Below are 17,140 nucleotides of genomic sequence, written 5' to 3' on the forward strand. Positions count from 1 at the left end.
CGGAGGTCGGTCCGGGCGGGCTGGTCGAGGTCGCGGCGCGGCTCCACGACGACGCCGACGCCGCCCGCCGGGCCGCGCTCGGCCTGAGCCTGGTCGACTCCCTGGTCGCCGACGAGATGCAGCGCCTGCGGCTCGGCGCGGGCGCCGCGCTGTGGGCGGGGCTGGCCGCGGGCGCCACGACCACGGCGCTGGTCGGCAGCGCGGTGCCCGACTCCGTCCGCGCGCGCACCGGCTCCGCGCTGCTCGACGCGCTCACCGACGACCCCGACGCCGCGCAGGGGCTGCTCGGCCTCCTCGCCGCGCCCCTGGGCGGGGTGCCGCTCGGCGCCCAGACCCTCAGCCGGCTCTACGGCGCCGACGCCGTCACCGTGCGCACCCGCGCCGACCTCGTCGTCGGCCGCGGCGCCCACCGCGAGGACTCCCTCGCCGGGCTGGTCGGGCACCTCTCCCAGGTCGCCGGGCTCGACGATCCCGAGGGCGGCGACCTCGAGGGTCAGATCGAGGTGCAGACCCTCCACACCCCCGCCGGGCCGCGGCACGTCGTCTACCTCCCCGGCACCGACGACATCGGCACGGTGCCCGGCGGACGCGACCACACCCTGCGCGACATGGGCGAGAACATGGCGCTGGTCGGCGGGGTGCCCACCGCCTACGGCGCGGGGGTGCTCACCGCGCTGCACCGCAGCGGCGTGCGGCCCGGCGAGCCGGTGCTGATCGTCGGTCACTCCCAGGGCGGTCTCCAGGCGGCCGCGCTCGAGGCGCGCTCGGGCGGCTTCGCGGTGCGCCAGGTCGTCACGCTCGGCGCGCCGCTGGCCTCCGCCTCGCCCCCGCCGGGCACCCGCCTGCTGGCGCTGGAGAACGCCCACGACGTCGTCCCGCGCACCGACGGCGCCCCGAACACCACCGAGAGCCGCCGCCTCACCACCGTCACCGGCGACCCCGGCCCGCTGCTCGGCACCCGGCCCGGCGACGTCCTGGCCCGGCACGGCTTCCCCGAGTACGCCGCCATCGCCGCGGGCGCCGACGCCAGCACCGACCCCTCCGTCCTCGACCAGCTGCGGGCGCTGCGCGAGGACGGCTTCCTCGGGCCCGACGACGTCCCGGCCTCCTCGCGGCTCTTCCAGCTCACCCGGCCCAGGCCGTGATGCCCCCGGCAGGTCAGAGCAGGTCGTGCACGAACTCCGAGAGCTGGGTGAGGTTGCGGCACTCCACCATCGGCACGACCTCGCCGTAGCGGGTGGCGGCGGAGTCGCCGGTGTCCCAGTGCCGCCGGTGCTCGGGGTTGAGCCACCAGGCGTTGCGGGTCTGCTCGGTGATCTCACGCAGCGTCTCGAGCGCGAGGTCGGAGTAGTTCGAGCGGGCGTCGCCGAGCACCAGCAGCGAGGTCTTCGGGCCGATGGCGTCAGGGTGCGCCTCGGCGAACCGGGTGAACGCGCGCCCGTAGTTGGTGCGGCCCCACAGCGCGGCATGGGCGGTGGAGGCGGCGAGGTCGGACATCACGTCGGCGATGTCGGCGCCGGGCCGGAAGTAGGGCGTCACCTCGTGCACGTGGTCGATGAAGGTGAAGGCCCGCACGCCCTGGAACTGGTCGCGCAGCGCGAAGACCAGCAGCAGGGTGAACTGCGCGAAGTTCGCGACGCTGCCGGAGACGTCGCAGAGGATCACCAGCTCGGTGCGGTGCGGCCGCTTGGGCTTGTGGTGCGTGGTCAGCGGCACGCCGCCGGTCGACACCGATGCGCGGACGGTGCGGCGGAAGTCCAGCGGTCCCCGCCGACGCGACGCGTGCTGCTGGGTGAGGCGGGTGGCCAGGCGACGGGCGAGCGGGTGGATCTCGCGGCGCATCTGCTCGAGGTCGGAGCGGCGCATCTGCAGGAAGTCGAGCTTGTCGAGGGTGGGCTTCACTGCCACCTTCGCGACGTGCTCGGGGCCCTTCTCCTCCGCGATCCGGCGGCGGGCGTCGTTCTCCACGGCGCTGGTGAGCGCGCCGACGCGCTGGGCGGCGGTGCGGGCGGCCTCCTCCTCGGTGCGGCCCTGGCCGAGCAGGCCCTCGACGATGCGGTCGACGAGCTCCTGGGGCGCCACGCGCTGCAGCGCGGTGTAGGCCGACCACGACGACAGGCCGGGGCCGCGGCCGGGCATCGCGCCGAAGCGCGCCACCATCTCCGCGGCCATCCGCATCATCGCCTCGCGGTCGCCTGCGAGCAGGGCCTCGAAGAGCTCCTCGCGGAAGCCGGCCAGCGCCTCGGCGTTGTCGCGCACCTGCCCCTCAGCGCCCTCGGCCCCCTCGCCTGACTCGCCCTCGCCCTCGGCGGACGGGGAGTCGGGGTCCTCGCCGAGCCCGAGGCCGCCGCTGCCGGTGACCCGCGGGAAGAACAGGTCGAAGAGGGCGTCGAAGGTGGGCCGCTGACCCGGACGCTTCACGAGCGCTGCCGCATAGCCCTCCTGCACCACCGAGCGTCGATCCCAGTCGAGCGCGCCGAGCACGGCGATCGCGTCGAGGTCCTCGGCGAGGGAGACCGAGAGGCCCGCGCCGCGCAGCGCCTCGACGAACATCACGTGGCGCTCGAGGATGCCCGAGCCGGCGGGCGCCGGCTCGGGGACGTCGCTCGCGCGGGTGCCCGGGAGCCTCATCGCGGGAGCCGCAGCTCCTTGACGGCGCGGTCGGCGTCGGAGGCGTGCTTGAGGACGACGCCGAGGGTCCGGCTGACGGCGGCGTCGTCGAGGTCGCGGATCTCCAGCGCGATGAGGGTGCGCGCCCAGTCGACCGACTCCGCGATCGAGGGCGCCTTCTTCAGCTCCAGCTCGCGCAGGCGGGCGACCATCGCGACGAGCTGGCCGGCCAGCGCCTCGTCGAGGCCGGGCACCTGGGAGCGCAGGATCTGACGCTCGCGCTCGAGGTCGGGGTAGTCCAGGTGCAGGTAGAGGCAGCGGCGCTTGACGGCCTCCGAGAGCTCGCGGCTGGCGTTGGAGGTGAGCACCACGAACGGCCGCCGCACGGCCGCGACCGTGCCGAGCTCGGGGATGGTCACCTGGAAGTCCGAGAGCACCTCCAGCAGCAGGCCCTCGACCTCGACGTCGGTCTTGTCGACCTCGTCGACCAGCAGGACGGTGGGCTCCTCGCGGCGGATCGCGGTGAGCAGCGGACGGGTCAGCAGGAACTCGTCGGTGAAGATGTCGTCGTGGGTCTGGTCCCACTCCTGGCCCTGCGAGGCCTGGATGCGCAGCAGCTGCTTCTTGTAGTTCCACTCGTAGAGCGCGCGGGCCTCGTCGAGGCCCTCGTAGCACTGCAGGCGCACCAGCTCGGCGCCCGTCGCGCGGGCGACGGCCTTGGCCAGCTCGGTCTTGCCGACGCCGGCCGGCCCTTCCAGCAGCAGCGGCTTCTCCAGCGCGCCGGCGAGGAACGTGGTGGTCGCGGCGGCGTCGTCGGCCAGGTAGCCGGCCGCCTCCAGGCGGGTGCGGGCGTCGTCCGGGGAGGCGAACCAGGTGCTGCTCATGCCCTGATCCTCGCACCAAGCGGACGCTCGGTCCGGACCGCCCGGGGGACGGACCGGACCGGACCACCGAGCAGTCCACCCGTTCGGCCGTCACCCCGGCGCGCGCGCGTCGTTGTCCTGGCGTGGCCCCCACCGCGACCCTCCCCCGGGTGACGCCGTCCACCGCCGACGCCCTCGCCCCCGCCGACGCCTGCTCGGCTCCTGCCCGCACCCGCGACGACGTCCGCCGCCGGGTCCTCGCCCACGCCCGCCTCGCCAAGGTCGGCCTGGTCGCCGCCATCGCCGTCGTGCTGCTGGTCGGCGCGCTCGGCCGTCCCAGCCCCGCCGAGCGCGACCGCGCCGAGCAGGTGGCCGCCCGGAGCGCTGTCGCCGCGCAGGTGGCGCGCCTGATGGACGCCGAGCGCTGCTCCTACACCGGCTTCGGCTCCGACGTGATCCCCGCCAAGGCGCTCCTGCGCACCGACGCCGACACCGTGAAGGTCGTCTCCTTCGCCCGCGGCTGGGCGGCCTACGAGGGTCGTCGCTCCGGCACGCTCGTCGCCGTCTGCCTGGGTCGCGCCACCGCCCGCTGACCTCCCCCGCACGGCCGACGCTGGCTTGTCACGCGGAGTCCCGTGCACTGACCCCCTGTCATCTCCTGTGGGAAGTGCACGGGACTCCGCGTCACATCGGTGCGGACGCGCCGCCCCGGCCGGCGCCGTCGACGAACCGGCGGGCGCCGGGGAGGGCGTCGGCGGCGAGCGAGGTGAGTCCGTGACGCCACTCGACGGCCAGCGCGTCGTCCTCGGGGAGGCCGGCGGCGTCGAGGACGGCCGCGCGGTCGCCGCGCAGGCAGGTCTGGGGAAGACCGGCGAGCTCGTGGGCGAGAGCCTCGGCGGCGGCACGCGCCTCGCCGGGCTCGACGAGCCGGTTGACCAGGCCGATGCGCTCGGCCTCGACGGCGTCGATCGCACGGCCGGTGAGGATGAGGTCCATCGCGCGGCTCTCGCCGATCAGCCGCGGGAGCCGGACGGTGCCGCCGTCGATGAGCGGGACCCCCCAGCGGCGGCACAGGACGCCGAGGAGGGCGTCGCGGGCGGCGACGCGCAGGTCGCACCAGGCGGCGAGCTCGAGGCCGCCAGCCACGGCCGGACCCTCGATGGCCGCGATCACCGGCTTGGAGAGCCGCAGCCGGCTGGGGCCCATCGGTCCGGGCCCGGCGCCGACCTCGTGCAGGGCGTTCTGACGCTCCGAGCCCAGGGCGCCGAGGTCGGCCCCGGCGCAGAACGCGCCGCCCTCGCCCCAGAGCACCGCGACGGCGGCGTCGTCGTCGGCCTCGAAGGCGAGGAGCGCCTCGAGGAGCGCCGCGGCGGTGGGCCCGTCGACGGCGTTGCGCACCTGCGGCCGGGCCAGCACCACGGTGGTGACCGGTCCGTCGCGCTCGACGCGCACCGACGTGCTCATCCCTCGACGACCCGCGCGCCCGCGGCGTGCCGCGAGGCCAGCTCGCGGTAGTAGTCGGCGTTGGTGAGCACCCAGAACTCCGAGGACGTGCCGGCGATCGGCTTGGTGGGCTTGGCCGGGATGCCCGCGGCGACGACCTCCTCGGGCAGCTGCGCGCCGGGGGTGACGACGGAGCCGGCGGCCACGAGCGTGCGGGCGCCGACGACGGACTCGTCGAGGAGCGTCGAGGCGTTGCCGATGAGCGCGTTCTCGCCGACCTCGCGGCCGTGCACCACGCAGGAGTGCCCGATCGTGGCGTTCGGGCCGACGACGAGCGTCTCGTTCGGCGCCGCGTGCAGCACCGAGTTGTCCTGCACGTTGGTGCCGGCCTTGATGACGATGGTGCAGATGTCGGCCCGCACGACCGCGCCGTACCAGATGCTCGCCCCGGCCTCGACGGTCACGTCGCCGATGAGGGTGGCGGTCTCCGCCACGAAGGCGTCGGGGTGGACGACGGGCCGCTTGCCCTCGAACTCGATCAGCTTCATGGGCCCATCCCAGCAGACGCCGGGCCGCAGCCCCGAGACCGCTCAGCCCACGTGCACGTGCGGGCGCCGCGCGCGGTCGGGCTCGGCACGGCGCAGCACCTCGCGGGTGACCGGCGCGACCTCGCCGACGCCGAAGAACAGGAACCGCGAGAACTGCACCACGGGGTTGCCCTCGGTCCACTCGAAGTAGACGTGAGGGATGACGCCGGTGGTGTCGCGCACGTGCAGCAGCAGCGCGGCGAGCGCGTTGGGCACGGCGGCGGACTCGAAGCGCAGCACGCGCCGGGTGTCGCAGACGACCTCGCCGCGCACGCGCAGACGTCCCTCGAACTCGGAGGGGTCGGTGACGGTGACCTCGACGAAGATGACGTCGCCCTCGTCGCGCAGGTCGTTGTCGCGCACGGTCTGGCGGGCCTTCTCGTCGTACTCGGCGGCGTCGCCGGCGTCGGGCTCGTTGGCGACGAGGCGGATGGTGCGGCGCGCGCAGTCGCGCAGGAACCGCTGGGCGGTGGCGTCGAGCTCGACCTCGGTGATGCGCAGCTCGAAGGCGCGACGCACGCGCGACCACGCCGAGACCAGCACGATCGCGGCGATGAAGCAGGCGCCGATCTTCACGCCGTCGGGACGCTCCACGACGTTGCTGGCGGTCGTGTAGGCGAACACCGCGGCGATGACGCCGAACCCGATCGTGGCGCGCCGCTGCCCGGCCCGCCGCGCGGCCAGGGTGACGGCGACGGCGGCCGAGGTCATCAGCACCAGGACGCCGGTGGCGTACGCGCCGCCCTGCGCGTCGACGCTGGCGTCGAAGACCCAGGTGACGAGGAACGCGACGCCGATGAGCACCAGGACGAGCGGGCGGGTGGCCCGGCTCCAGTCGGGCGCCATGCCGTAGCGCGGCAGGTAGCGCGGGATCAGGTTGAGCATGCCGGCCATCGCGGACGCGCCGGCGAACCAGAGGATGGCGATGGTGGAGGCGTCGTAGACGGTGCCGACGCCGTTGCCGAGGTACTCGTGGGCCAGGTAGGCCAGGGCGCGGCCGTTGGCCTCGCCGCCGGGCTGGAACTCCTGCTCGGGGATCAGCAGCGTGGTGACGATGCTGCTGGTGACGAGGAAGACCGACATCGTGACGGCGGCGGTGGTGAGCAGGCGGCGCGCGCCCTGGATGCGGCCGGCCGGGTGGGCGGGGTCGTCGTCGGCACGGCCGCGGATCTGCGGCATCACCGCGACGCCGGTCTCGAAGCCGCTCATGCCGAGCGCGAGCTTGGGGAAGACCACGAGCGCGATGGCGATCATCATCACCGGGTTGCCGTGCTCGGTGGTGAGCGCCGTGGTCCAGTCGGAGACCACCGAGGGCTTCGTGGCCACGTGCCACAGCGCGACGCCGATGACGACGGCGTTGAGCGCGAGGTAGAGCACCACGAGCACCACCGCGACGCCGATCGCCTCGCCGAAGCCGCGCAGGAACACCGCGCCGAGCGCCGCGAGCAGCACGAGGGTGATCAGCACCTCGTGGCCCTGCCAGGCCGCGGGCACGTGCGGGTTCTCCACCAGGTGCGCGGTGGCGTCGGCCGCGGAGAGGGTCATGGTGATGAGGAAGTCGGTGGCCGCGAACCCCAGCAGCACCAGGACGAACAGCTTGCCCTTCCAGAACGACAGCAGCCGCTCGAGCATCGCGATCGAGCCCTCGCCGTGGGGCGACTCGGCGGCGACGCGGCGGTAGACCGGCAGGGCGCCGACGAGCGTCAGCGTCACCAGGACGATGGTGGCCAGGGGCGAGAGGACGCCGGCGGCCAGCGCCGCGATGCCCGGCTGGTAGCCGAGGGTGGAGAAGTAGTCGACGCCGGTGAGGCACATGACGCGCCACCACGGCTGGCCCTTCGCGGGCCGCTCCTCGTCGGCCGGGGTGCCGTGGGCGGCGGCCCGGCTGCGGTGGTCGCCGAGGTCGGCGAGCAGCCACCGCGCGATCGGACCCCGCGAGGCCGCGCCGTCGCGCGGATCGAGGTCGGGATCGGAGGGGGCGCCGGGGTCGGCGAGCAGGGCCATGTCTCCAGCCTGCCGCGCGATCGGCCCGCAGCCGAGCCGATCTCGGCGCTGGGGCGTCAAGGAACCGTAAGGATTTCGCCAGCAGCGCGTCCGGAGGTCGTCAACGCCCCTCCCGCGCCCGCACCAGGAGCGATGTCCTGATCCGGTGTCCTCTCTCCACGCCCCTCTCCCCCGCGCGTCGCGGACTGCTCCGGTGGCGATCGGAGAGCGCGCGCCGACGGGGCTCGTCGAGGCGGTGCCGGAGGTCCGCGCGGGCCTCGCGGCCGGCGCCCTGGCGATCGCGACGGCCGGCGCCGTGGCGCTCGGCGCTCCCCTCGGCGTCACGATGGGCGTCCTGGCCGCGGTGGTCGCCGCGGGCGCGCTGACGCTCACGCTGCCGCTGGCCGCGCTCGTCGGCGTCACCGCCTGGGCGCTGGCCACCGGCTTCGCCGAGCACGACGGCGGCCGGCTCACCGGCACCCCGCACGACCTGCTGCGGCTGGCCGCGCTGACGGGCCTCGCCCTCGCGACCGCCGCCGTGGGGCGTCACGCCTCCAGGATGTAGCCCAGCCCCGCCGAGGTGATCAGGTGCGTGGGGTGCGCCGGGTCGTCCTCGATCTTGCGACGCAGCTGCGCGGCGTAGACCCGCAGATAGTGCGTCTGGTTCTCGGTGCCCGGACCCCACACCTTGCGCAGGATCTCCTCGCGCGGCACCAGCCGTCCGAGGTTGCGCGCGAGCAGGTCGAGGAAGGCCCACTCGGTGGGGGTCAGCCGCACCTCCTCGCCCTTCTTCAGCACCCGCTTGCGGGCGAAGTCGACGGTGAGGTCGCCGACCTCGAGCGACTCCGTGGGCGGGGCCTGGCCGACGCGACGCACGGCCGCGCGCAGCCGCGCCATCAGCTCGCCCATGCCGAAGGGCTTGGTGACGTAGTCGTCGGCGCCGAGGTCGAGCGCCTCGACCTTGTCCTCGCCGTGCTGGCGCGCGGAGAGCACCACGATCGGCACGGTGGTCCAGCCCCGCAGGCCGGCGAGCACCTCGGTGCCGTCCATGTCGGGCAGGCCGAGGTCGAGGACGACGACGTCGGGGTGGGTGTCGGCGGCCGCGGCCAGGCCCGAACGGCCGTCGGCGGCGGTGACGACGTCCCAGCCGGCGGCGCGCAGGTTGATCGCGAGGGCGCGGGCCAGGGCCGGCTCGTCGTCGATGACCAGGACGCGCTTCTTCACCGCTCGGCTCCTTGCAGCTCGGCCGCGGCGGCGGGCACGGCCCGCGGCACCGTCAGCACCATCGTGAGTCCGCCCGCAGGCGTGTCCTCGGCGGTCAGCGTGCCACCGAGGGCCTCGGCGAGGCCGCGCGCCACGGCGAGACCGAGGCCGAGTCCGCCGCCGCCGGTGTCGTCGAGGCGCTGGAACGGCTCGAACATCCGCTCCCGGAGCACCGGCGAGACCCCCGGGCCGCGGTCGACGACGAGGATCTCGACGGTCTCGGGCAGCACGTGGGCCAGCAGCCGCACCGGCGGACCGTCGGGGCCGCTGGCGCGCACCGCGTTGGCCAGCAGGTTCGCGACGACGCGCTCGAGGAGGCCGGCGTCGGTGAGGACGAACGGCGCGTCCTCGTCGACCTCCAGGCTCACCGAGCCCTGCGGCAGCCCGGCCATCGCCAGCGGCAGCGCCTCGTCGAGGCTGCACGGCACCATCCGCGGGCGTACCAGCCCGGCCTGCACGCGCGAGAGGTCGAGGAGGTTGTCGATGAGCCGCTCCAGCTGGTCGCTGGAGGAGGCGACGGCGTCGAGCAGGTGACCGCGGTCCTCGGGGTCGAGATCGGCGTGCACCAGGCCGTCGACGGCGGCGCGCATCGTGGCCAGCGGGGTGCGCAGGTCGTGGGAGACCGCGCGCAGCAGGGCGGTGGAGGTGGCCTCGGCCGACTCCAGCACCGCGGCGCGCTCCTCGCGCTCGCGCAGCCGGCGGTACTCCAGCACCAGGCCGGTCTGGACGCCGAACGCCTCGAGCACGCGTCGCTCGCCGGCCCGCAGCGGGGAGCCGCACAGCACCAGCAGGTGGTCGTCGTCGACGGCCACGTGGGTGCCGGCGTCGGCGGGGTCGGAGGCCGGACGCTCGCCGTCGCCGGCGAGCATCCGCCACACGCCGTCACGACGCTCGAGCAGGGAGACGGCGTCCTGGCCGAAGGTCTCGCGCACGCGCTGGACGATGGCCTCGGCGGTGTCCTGGCCGGTGAGCACCGAGCGCGAGAGCGAGCCCATGGTGGCGGCCTCGGTGCGGGCGCGGACGGCCTCGGTGGCCCGCCGCGACGCGCGGTCGACGACGGTGGCCACGCCGGCGGCGACCGCGAGGAAGACCATCAGCGTCAGCAGGTTGCGGGGCTCGGCGACGGTGAAGGTGCCGGTGGGGTCGGTGAACCACCAGTTGAGCGCGAGGAAGCCGACGACGGCGCCCAGCAGCGCCGGCAGGAGGCCGCCGACGAGCGCCACGAGCACCACCGAGGCCAGCAGCACCATCGTCACGAGGTCGAGCTCGTCGGCGCCCTTGGGCAGGCGCAGCAGCTCGGCGAGGGTCACGGGCGCGATGAGCGCGAGCACCCAGCCCAGCCACTGGCGTCGCCGGGAGAGCGGGGAGCCCCACGGGCGCGGTCGGCCCGCGCTGGGCGCCTGGTCGTGGGTGACGAGGTGGACGTCGATCGAGCCCGCCAGCCGGGCGATGCGGTCGCCGGTGGTGCCGACGAAGGAGCGACGCAGCCGGCCGTGCCGGGAGACGCCGACGATGATCATCGTGGCGTTCGCACCCGTCGCGAAGTCGACGACCGCGTCGGCGACCTCGTCGCCGACCACCGAGTGGTAGGTGCCGCCCAGGCTGGCGATCAGCTCGATGGTGCGGGCGATGGTGCGCTCGTCGGAGGAGCGCAGGCCGTCGGCCGAGACCACGTGCAGGGCGAGCAGCTCCGAGCCGGCCGCCCGCTGCGCCAGGCGCGCGCCGCGACGCAGCAGCGCCTCGGACTCCGGGCCGCCGGTGACGGCGACGACGATGCGCTCCTTGGTGGGCCACGGGTGCTCGATGCGGTGGCGACGCCGGTAGTCGCCGAGGGCGTCGTCGACGCGGTCGGCCAGCCACAGCAGCGCCAGCTCGCGCAGCGCCGTCAGGTTGCCGACGCGGAAGTAGGAGGTGAGCGAGGCGTCGATGTTCTCGGGCCGGTAGACGTTGCCGTGCGCCATCCGGCGCCGCAGCGCCTCGGGGGCCATGTCGACGAGCTGGATGGCGTCGGCGACGCGGACGACCTCGTCGGGCACGGTCTCGCGCTGCCGGACGCCGGTGATGCGCTCGACCTCGTCGTTGAGCGACTCCAGGTGCTGGATGTTGACGGTGGTGATGACGTCGATGCCGGCCGCCAGCAGCTGCGCGACGTCCTCGTGCCGCTTGGCGTGCCGGCTTCCGGGCGCGTTGGTGTGCGCGAGCTCGTCGACCAGCACCACCGCCGGGCGCCGCGCGAGCACGGCGTCGACGTCGAGCTCGGTGAGCTCGGTGCCGCGGTAGGCCAGCACCTTGCGGGGCAGCACCTCGAGGCCCTCGACCTGCCGCTCGGTGTGCGGGCGGCCGTGGGTCTCGACGTACCCGATGACGACGTCGGTGCCGCGCTCGCAGCGGCGACGCGCCTCGTCGAGCATGGCGTAGGTCTTGCCCACGCCGGGGGCCGCGCCGAGGTAGACGGAGAGCCGACCTCGGCGCGACGGCGCCGCAGGTGGAGCGGGTGGCTGGTCGGTCATCGTCCCCTCTGGGCCTGGAGCACGTCGATGTCGAGCCGCAGCACGTTGACGCGCGGCTCTCCCAGGGTGCCCCATGTGCGGCCGGACGTGTGGCGACGCACCAGGGCGCGCACCTCGTCCTCGCTCAGACCGCTGACCCGCGCGACGCGCGGGACCTGCAGCTCGGCGTAGGCCGGAGAGATCTCGGGGTCCAGGCCCGAGCCCGACGCGGTGAGGGCGTCCGGCGGCACCTGGGCGGGGTCGACGCCCTCCCGCTCGGCCACCTCGGCACGGCGCTCCTCGATGGCCTTGACCAGGTCGGGGCTCTCCGGGCCGAGGTTGGAGCCGGCCGAGGCGAGACCGTCGTAGCCGTCGCCGGCGGCCGAGGGACGGGGCAGGAAGAGGCCCTGGGCCTCCTCGCCCTCGATGAGCTGCCCGATGAGGGCCGACCCGACGGCGTCCCCGGCCTTCTCGGTGTGCTCGCCGGTGCTGGTGACCAGCGAGCCCTGCGCCTGCCAGGGGAAGGCGACGTGGGCGATGCCGGTGACGGCGAGCGGGTAGGCCAGACCGAGCACGAGGGTGGCGACGATCATCATCTTCAGCCCCGCCACGCTGAAGCGGGCCAGGGCGAGCAGGTCCTTCACGACGACTGCCTTTCGAGGTTCCGGCTCACAGGCCGGGGAGCAGGGAGATGACGAGGTCGAGCAGCTTGATGCCCACGAAGGGGGCGATCAGGCCGCCGACGCCGTACACGAGGAGGTTGCGGCGCAGCAGGTCCGAGGCGGCCGCCGGTCGGTAGCGCACGCCGCGCAGCGCCAGCGGGATCAGCGCGATGATCACCAGGGCGTTGAACACCACTGCGGAGACGATCGCCGAGCCCGGCGAGGAGAGCCGCATGACGTTGAGGACGTCGAGCTGCGGGAAGGCCACCACGAACATCGCCGGAAGGATCGCGAAGTACTTCGCGACGTCGTTGGCCACCGAGAAGGTCGTGAGCGCGCCACGGGTGATGAGCAGCTGCTTGCCGATCTCGACGACCTCGATGAGCTTCGTGGGGTCGGAGTCGAGGTCGACCATGTTGCCGGCCTCCTTGGCCGCCACGGTGCCGGTGTTCATCGCGACGCCGACGTCGGCCTGCGCGAGGGCGGGCGCGTCGTTGGTGCCGTCGCCGCACATGGCGACCATCCGGCCGCCGCGCTGCTCCTTGCGGATCAGCGCCAGCTTGTCCTCGGGGGTGGCCTCGGCGAGCACGTCGTCGACGCCGGCCCGGGCGGCGATGACCCGGGCGGTGACCGCGTTGTCGCCGGTGATCATCACCGTGCGGATGCCCATGGCGCGCAGCTCGGCGAACCGCTCCGCGATGCCCTCCTTGACGACGTCGGCGAGGTGGATGACGCCCAGGACGCGCGCGGGGGCCTCGCCCTCGCGCTCGGCGACGACCAGCGGCGTGCCGCCCTGCTCGCTCACCGCGGTGACGGCCTCGGCGAGGTCGGCGGGCACGGTGCCGCCGTGCTCGCGCACCCAGGCGTCGACTGCGCTGGCCGCGCCCTTGCGCAGCTCCAGGCCGGGGGCGTCCAGGCCGGACATGCGGGTGGCGGCGGAGAACTCCACCAGCGTCGCGCCCTCGGGGGAGACGACGCCGACGGCGTTCCCCTCGGCCTCGACGAGGTCGACGATGCTGCGGCCCTCGGGGGTCTCGTCGGCCAGCGAGGAGAGCAGCGCGGCCCGGTGGATCGCAGCCACCTCGACGCCGGCGACCGGCAGCAGCTCGGTGGCGCGGCGGTTGCCGTAGGTGATGGTGCCGGTCTTGTCGAGCAGCAGGACGTCGACGTCGCCGGCGGCCTCGACCGCGCGGCCCGACATCGCGAGCACGTTACGGCGCACGAGGCGGTCCATGCCGGCGATGCCGATGGCCGAGAGCAGCGCGCCGATCGTCGTCGGGATGAGGCAGACCAGCAGGGCGGTGAGCACCAGCACCGACTGGTGGGCGTCGGAGTAGTCGGCCACGAAGTACAGCGAGCCGACGACGACGGCGAAGATGATCGTCAGCGAGCCGAGCAGCACGTTGAGGGCGATCTCGTTGGGGGTGCGCTGACGCTGCGAGCCCTCGACGAGCGCGATCATCCGGTCGACGAAGGACTCGCCGGGGTTGCTGGAGATGCGCACGAGGATCTGGTCGGAGAGCACCACGGTGCCGCCGGTGACGGCGCTGCGGTCGCCGCCGGACTCGCGGATCACCGGCGCGGACTCGCCGGTGACGGCCGACTCGTCGACCGACGCGACGCCGTCGATGACCTCGCCGTCGCCGGGGATGCGCTCCCCGGCCTCGACGAGCACGACGTCGCCGGCGCGCAGGCTCGTCGAGGGCACCATCTCGTGGGTGCCGTCGCGCAGCCGGCGGCGGGCGTCGGTCTCGGCCTGCAGGGCGCGCAGGCTGGCGGCCTGGGCCTTGCCGCGTCCCTCGGCGACCGACTCGGCGTAGGTGCCGAAGAGCACGGTGAGCCACAGCCAGACGGTGACCATCCAGCCCAGGGTGCTGGGGTCGCGCAGCGAGAGCACGGTGGTGACGGCGGCGCCGATCTCGACGACGAGCATCACCGGCGTGCCGAGCAGCGCCACCGGGTCGAGCTTGCGCAGCGCGCCGGGCAGGGCCTCGACGATCTGCTGACGCCCCAGTCCGAGCGCGGACTGGCGGGTGCCTGCGTGGTCGGAGGTCGGGGGCTCCGGGGTGTTCGCCGGAGCGGGCATGGTGGTGGTCACGAGAGCGCCTCCGCGATCGGGCCGAGGGAGAGCACCGGCACGTAGGTGAGGCCGACGAGCACGAGCGCGACGCCTCCCAGCAGCACGGCGAACAGGGGACGGTGGGTGGGCAGGGTGCCGGCGCCGGCGGGCAGCGTCCGCGCCGCGGCGAAGCGTCCGGCGAGGGCGAGCACGAGGATCATCGGCAGGAAGCGACCGAAGAGCATCAGCAGGCCGAGCAGCGTGTTCCAGAACGGCGTGCCGCTGGTGAGGCCGCCGAAGGCCGAGCCGTTGTTGTTCGACGCCGAGGTCACCGCGTAGAGCGCCTCGGACAGGCCGTGCGGACCGGACTCCTGGAGCCCCGCGAGGCCGTCCTTGGCGGTGATCGCGACGGCGATGCCGACGAGCACGAGCACCGGGGTCGCGAGCACGTAGGAGGCGACGAGCACCATCTCGCGCTGACCGACCTTCTTGCCGAGGTACTCGGGGGTGCGGCCCACCATGAGGCCGGCGATGAAGACCGTGACGACGGCGAGCATGAGCATGCCGTAGAGGCCCGAGCCGACGCCGCCGGGCGCGATCTCGCCGAGCATCATGTTGAACATCGCCAGGCCGCCGCCGGCGGCGGTGAGGGAGTCGTGGGTGGCGTTGACGGCGCCCGTCGAGGTGCCGGTGGTGACGGCGGCGAACAGGGCGCTGGCGGCCTCGCCGAAGCGCGTCTCCTTGCCCTCCATCGCGGCGCCCGCGAGCTGCGGGGCGGTGCCGTGGCCGGCCATCTCGGCCCAGGTGAGCAGGCCCACCGAGGCGCCGAGCAGGGCCGCCATGACGGCGACGATGACGCCGCCCTGGCGGCGGTCGCGGACGATCAGGCCGAAGGCCCAGGCCATCGCGAACGGCAGCACCAGGATGAGGAAGATCTGCAGCAGGTCGCTGGTGGGCGTCGGGTTCTCGAAGGGGTGCGCGGAGTTGGCGTTGAAGGGACCGCCGCCGTTGGTGCCGAGCTCCTTGATGGCCTCCTGGCTGGCGATCGGGCCGCCGGGCAGGCTCTGCGTGCCGCCGGTGAGGGTGGTGACGGTGCGGGCGCCGGAGAGGTTCTGCACGACGCCGAGCGCGACCAGGATCAGCGCGGAGACCACCGACATCGGCAGCAGCACGCGCACGGTGGTGCGGGTGAGGTCGGCCCAGAAGTTGCCGACGCGGCCCGCCGCGCGGCTGCGCGCCAGGGCGCGGGCGAACGCGGCGGCCACGGAGAGGCCGACGGCGGCGGAGACGAAGTTCTGCACCGCCAGGCCGCCGGCCTGCAGCAGATTGCCGGCGGCGGCCTCGCCGGAGTACCACTGCCAGTTGGTGTTGGTGACGAAGGAGACCGCGGTGTTCCAGGCGCCGTCCGCGGGGAAGGCGGCCATGCCGATCGACGCCGGCAGGTGCTCCTGGAGGCGGGCGAGGGCGTAGAGGGCCAGGACGCCGACCATCGAGAAGCCGAGCACCGAGAGCGCGTACACGCGCCAGTGCTGGTCGGCGTCGGGGTCCAGGCGCAGCACGCGGTAGGTCGCGGACTCGACGCGCCAGTGCCTCTCGCTGGTGTAGACGTGGGCCAGCACACGGCCGAGCAGCGGCACCGCGATCGCGAGGCCGATCAGCAGGAACGCGATCTGGCCCAGCGCGGGGAGGGTCTGGCTCATCGCGCGCCTCCCGCGGTGGCGGTCGGCTCGCCGTGACCCTCGCCGAGCTCCTCGGCGGGGTCGCCCGCGAGGTCGTCAGCGGGGTCGTGGTCATCGTCATCGGGCTCGGAGAGGCGGCGGTCGAGGACCCCGGCGAGCAGCGCCAGGACTCCGAACGACAGCAGCGTCACCAGCACATAGAGCAGGTCGGACACATCGCGATCCCACTCCCTCGACGCGCGGCGACCTGCCCTTCTTGACGTCTTCCTGACGTCACGGGAGGGCGTCTTGACGACACCCTTCCGCCGATGCGACGCCGCTCACGCGTGGAGGACCGTCAGCCGCGCTGGAGGCCGCGCAGCGTCAGGATCTCCTTCGACTGCGACTCGATGATGTCCTCGGCCAGGGCGATCGCCGGGGCGTAGGAGCCGTCGGAGACCTCGACGCGCGCCATCTCCACGGCGCCGCCGTGGTGGCGGATCATCATCGAGATCCACATCTGCTCGAACGCCTCGCCCGTGGCCTTCTCGAGCGCGCCCATCTCGGCGTCGGTCATCATCCCGGGCATGCCGGAGGAGGTCGAGTGGTCCATGCCGCCCATGCCGCTCATGCCGCCCGACGCGTCCGGCACGGGCTTGCCCCACTGCCGCAGCCAGCCGCTCATCGTCGTGATCTCCGGCTGCTGAGCGGCCTCGATGCGGGCGGCGAGGCGCGAGAGCTCCGGGCTGACGTCGCGGCCCTCGAGCATGCGCACCATCTCCACCGCCTGGGCGTGGTGCGGGATCATGTCGCTCGCGAACGCGACGTCGGCCTCGGTGTGGGCGGCGGACGACGCACGCGCGCCCGGCGAGCCCGAGGCGCCCGTGTCGCCCATGTCGCCCATGTCGTGGCCGGCCATGGAGTGACCGTCGTCGTCGGAGCCGCAGGCGGCCAGGCCGACGGCGGCGGTGAGGGCGAGCGCGGCGAGGCCGGCTCGTCGGGTCGCGCGCGTGGTGCGGGTGGTGCGGTGGGTCATGAGGTCTCCTGGTGGGCGTGGTGGCGTGCTGAGGGGCGGGAGCGCGTAGCCCTCAGCAGCGGACCACGGAGTGGCGCCAGGGTGGTGGGGGTGGCCCGTGGGCCCCGGGGAGCACGAGCGCGCGGGCCGGAGCGGCCCGCGCGAGCGGGACGACCGCGCCCAGCAGGCCCAGGAGGCCGCGGGTCGGGCGTCGCAGCAGGAGCAGGACGCCGCCGGCCAGCATCAGCGCGCACAGCATCGGCGCCATCGCCTCGACCGCCCGATCCATCGCGACGCCGCTCGTCTCGTCGACCGGCGCGTGGTGGGACGTGGTCGAGGACCCGGGCATCGAGGACATCGAGGACATCGGGGCGGCCCCGTCCCTCGCCCCCATCGGGTGCCCGGCATGCAGGCTCAGACCGTGCATGCCGAGCACCCCGAGGACGACGGCGACGGCGAGCGCGAGCAGCAGACGACGGCGAGGCTCGTGGTCGCGCTGCGGGGCCAT

At 74.4% G+C, this 17,140-nt stretch carries 16 protein-coding genes; 3 read left to right on the forward strand and 13 right to left on the reverse strand.

What is annotated here, in order from left to right:
* Positions 1-1,145: lipase family protein (locus tag ACZDWJ_RS00005; RefSeq protein ID WP_463518853.1), on the forward strand; the 1,145-nt coding region annotated here is incomplete at its 5' end.
* Between the two features lie 13 nt (positions 1,146-1,158).
* Here the strand turns inward: ACZDWJ_RS00005 and ACZDWJ_RS00010 are convergent.
* The gene (locus tag ACZDWJ_RS00010) at positions 1,159-2,631 is read right to left on the reverse strand and encodes a vWA domain-containing protein (protein ID WP_463518854.1); all 1,473 of its coding nucleotides are present in this window, start codon (positions 2,629-2,631) and stop codon (positions 1,159-1,161) included.
* The gene (locus tag ACZDWJ_RS00015; protein ID WP_463518855.1) at positions 2,628-3,494 is read right to left on the reverse strand and encodes an AAA family ATPase; all 867 of its coding nucleotides are present in this window, start codon (positions 3,492-3,494) and stop codon (positions 2,628-2,630) included. Before ACZDWJ_RS00015 ends, ACZDWJ_RS00010 begins: the two co-directional genes overlap by 4 nt.
* Before the next feature lie 149 nt (positions 3,495-3,643).
* On the opposite strand from ACZDWJ_RS00015, the gene ACZDWJ_RS00020 reads away from it, so the two are divergent.
* Complete coding sequence (locus tag ACZDWJ_RS00020; RefSeq protein WP_463518856.1) at positions 3,644-4,066, forward strand: hypothetical protein; 423 nt, start codon at positions 3,644-3,646, stop codon at positions 4,064-4,066.
* Positions 4,067-4,157: 91 nt separating this feature from the next.
* Here ACZDWJ_RS00020 and ACZDWJ_RS00025 read toward each other — a convergent pair whose 3' ends face one another.
* From ACZDWJ_RS00025 to ACZDWJ_RS00035, 3 genes are read right to left on the reverse strand one after another with little or no spacing between them, the layout of a single operon-like run.
* Positions 4,158-4,937 carry a crotonase/enoyl-CoA hydratase family protein gene (locus tag ACZDWJ_RS00025; RefSeq protein ID WP_463518857.1) on the reverse strand — a complete coding sequence of 260 codons (780 nt, stop codon included), beginning with the start codon at positions 4,935-4,937 and terminating at the stop codon, positions 4,158-4,160.
* Complete coding sequence (locus tag ACZDWJ_RS00030) at positions 4,934-5,464, reverse strand: gamma carbonic anhydrase family protein (RefSeq protein WP_463518858.1); 531 nt, start codon at positions 5,462-5,464, stop codon at positions 4,934-4,936. The genes ACZDWJ_RS00025 and ACZDWJ_RS00030 overlap by 4 nt, the downstream gene beginning before the upstream one ends.
* 42 nt (positions 5,465-5,506) lie before the next feature.
* On the reverse strand, positions 5,507-7,507 hold the full coding sequence (locus ACZDWJ_RS00035; RefSeq protein ID WP_463518859.1) for an APC family permease: 2,001 nt from the start codon (positions 7,505-7,507) through the stop codon (positions 5,507-5,509).
* 193 nt (positions 7,508-7,700) lie between these two features.
* Between ACZDWJ_RS00035 and ACZDWJ_RS00040 the strand changes: the two genes are divergently transcribed.
* Entirely contained in the window at positions 7,701-8,051 is a 351-nt protein-coding gene (locus tag ACZDWJ_RS00040; RefSeq protein ID WP_463518860.1) for a hypothetical protein, read from the forward strand.
* Here the strand turns inward: ACZDWJ_RS00040 and ACZDWJ_RS00045 are convergent.
* The 8 genes from ACZDWJ_RS00045 to ACZDWJ_RS00080 form a co-directional block, all read right to left on the reverse strand.
* Positions 8,033-8,710 (reverse strand): response regulator transcription factor, encoded by a 678-nt coding sequence (locus tag ACZDWJ_RS00045; RefSeq protein ID WP_463518861.1) that lies wholly within the window; start codon positions 8,708-8,710, stop codon positions 8,033-8,035. The genes ACZDWJ_RS00040 and ACZDWJ_RS00045 overlap by 19 nt on opposite strands.
* The gene (locus ACZDWJ_RS00050; RefSeq protein WP_463518862.1) at positions 8,707-11,259 is read right to left on the reverse strand and encodes a DUF4118 domain-containing protein; all 2,553 of its coding nucleotides are present in this window, start codon (positions 11,257-11,259) and stop codon (positions 8,707-8,709) included. Before ACZDWJ_RS00050 ends, ACZDWJ_RS00045 begins: the two co-directional genes overlap by 4 nt.
* A complete protein-coding gene (gene kdpC / locus ACZDWJ_RS00055) occupies positions 11,256-11,882 on the reverse strand; it encodes a potassium-transporting ATPase subunit KdpC (RefSeq protein ID WP_463518863.1) in 627 nt (208 codons plus the stop codon). Before kdpC ends, ACZDWJ_RS00050 begins: the two co-directional genes overlap by 4 nt.
* Positions 11,883-11,907: 25 nt before the next feature.
* Positions 11,908-13,986: a potassium-transporting ATPase subunit KdpB gene (gene kdpB, locus ACZDWJ_RS00060; protein WP_463519164.1), complete on the reverse strand. Its 2,079-nt coding sequence runs from the start codon at positions 13,984-13,986 to the stop codon at positions 11,908-11,910.
* Between the two features lie 8 nt (positions 13,987-13,994).
* Entirely contained in the window at positions 13,995-15,659 is a 1,665-nt protein-coding gene (kdpA, locus tag ACZDWJ_RS00065) for a potassium-transporting ATPase subunit KdpA (protein ID WP_463518864.1), read from the reverse strand.
* Positions 15,656-15,853 (reverse strand): hypothetical protein, encoded by a 198-nt coding sequence (locus ACZDWJ_RS00070; RefSeq protein ID WP_463518865.1) that lies wholly within the window; start codon positions 15,851-15,853, stop codon positions 15,656-15,658. Before ACZDWJ_RS00070 ends, kdpA begins: the two co-directional genes overlap by 4 nt.
* A gap of 122 nt (positions 15,854-15,975) precedes the next feature.
* Positions 15,976-16,653: a DUF305 domain-containing protein gene (locus ACZDWJ_RS00075; RefSeq protein ID WP_463518866.1), complete on the reverse strand. Its 678-nt coding sequence runs from the start codon at positions 16,651-16,653 to the stop codon at positions 15,976-15,978.
* A 52-nt stretch (positions 16,654-16,705) separates the two neighbouring features.
* Positions 16,706-17,140 carry a hypothetical protein gene (locus tag ACZDWJ_RS00080; RefSeq protein ID WP_463518867.1) on the reverse strand — a complete coding sequence of 145 codons (435 nt, stop codon included), beginning with the start codon at positions 17,138-17,140 and terminating at the stop codon, positions 16,706-16,708.

Source organism: Nocardioides sp. B129/18 (assembly GCF_055282735.1).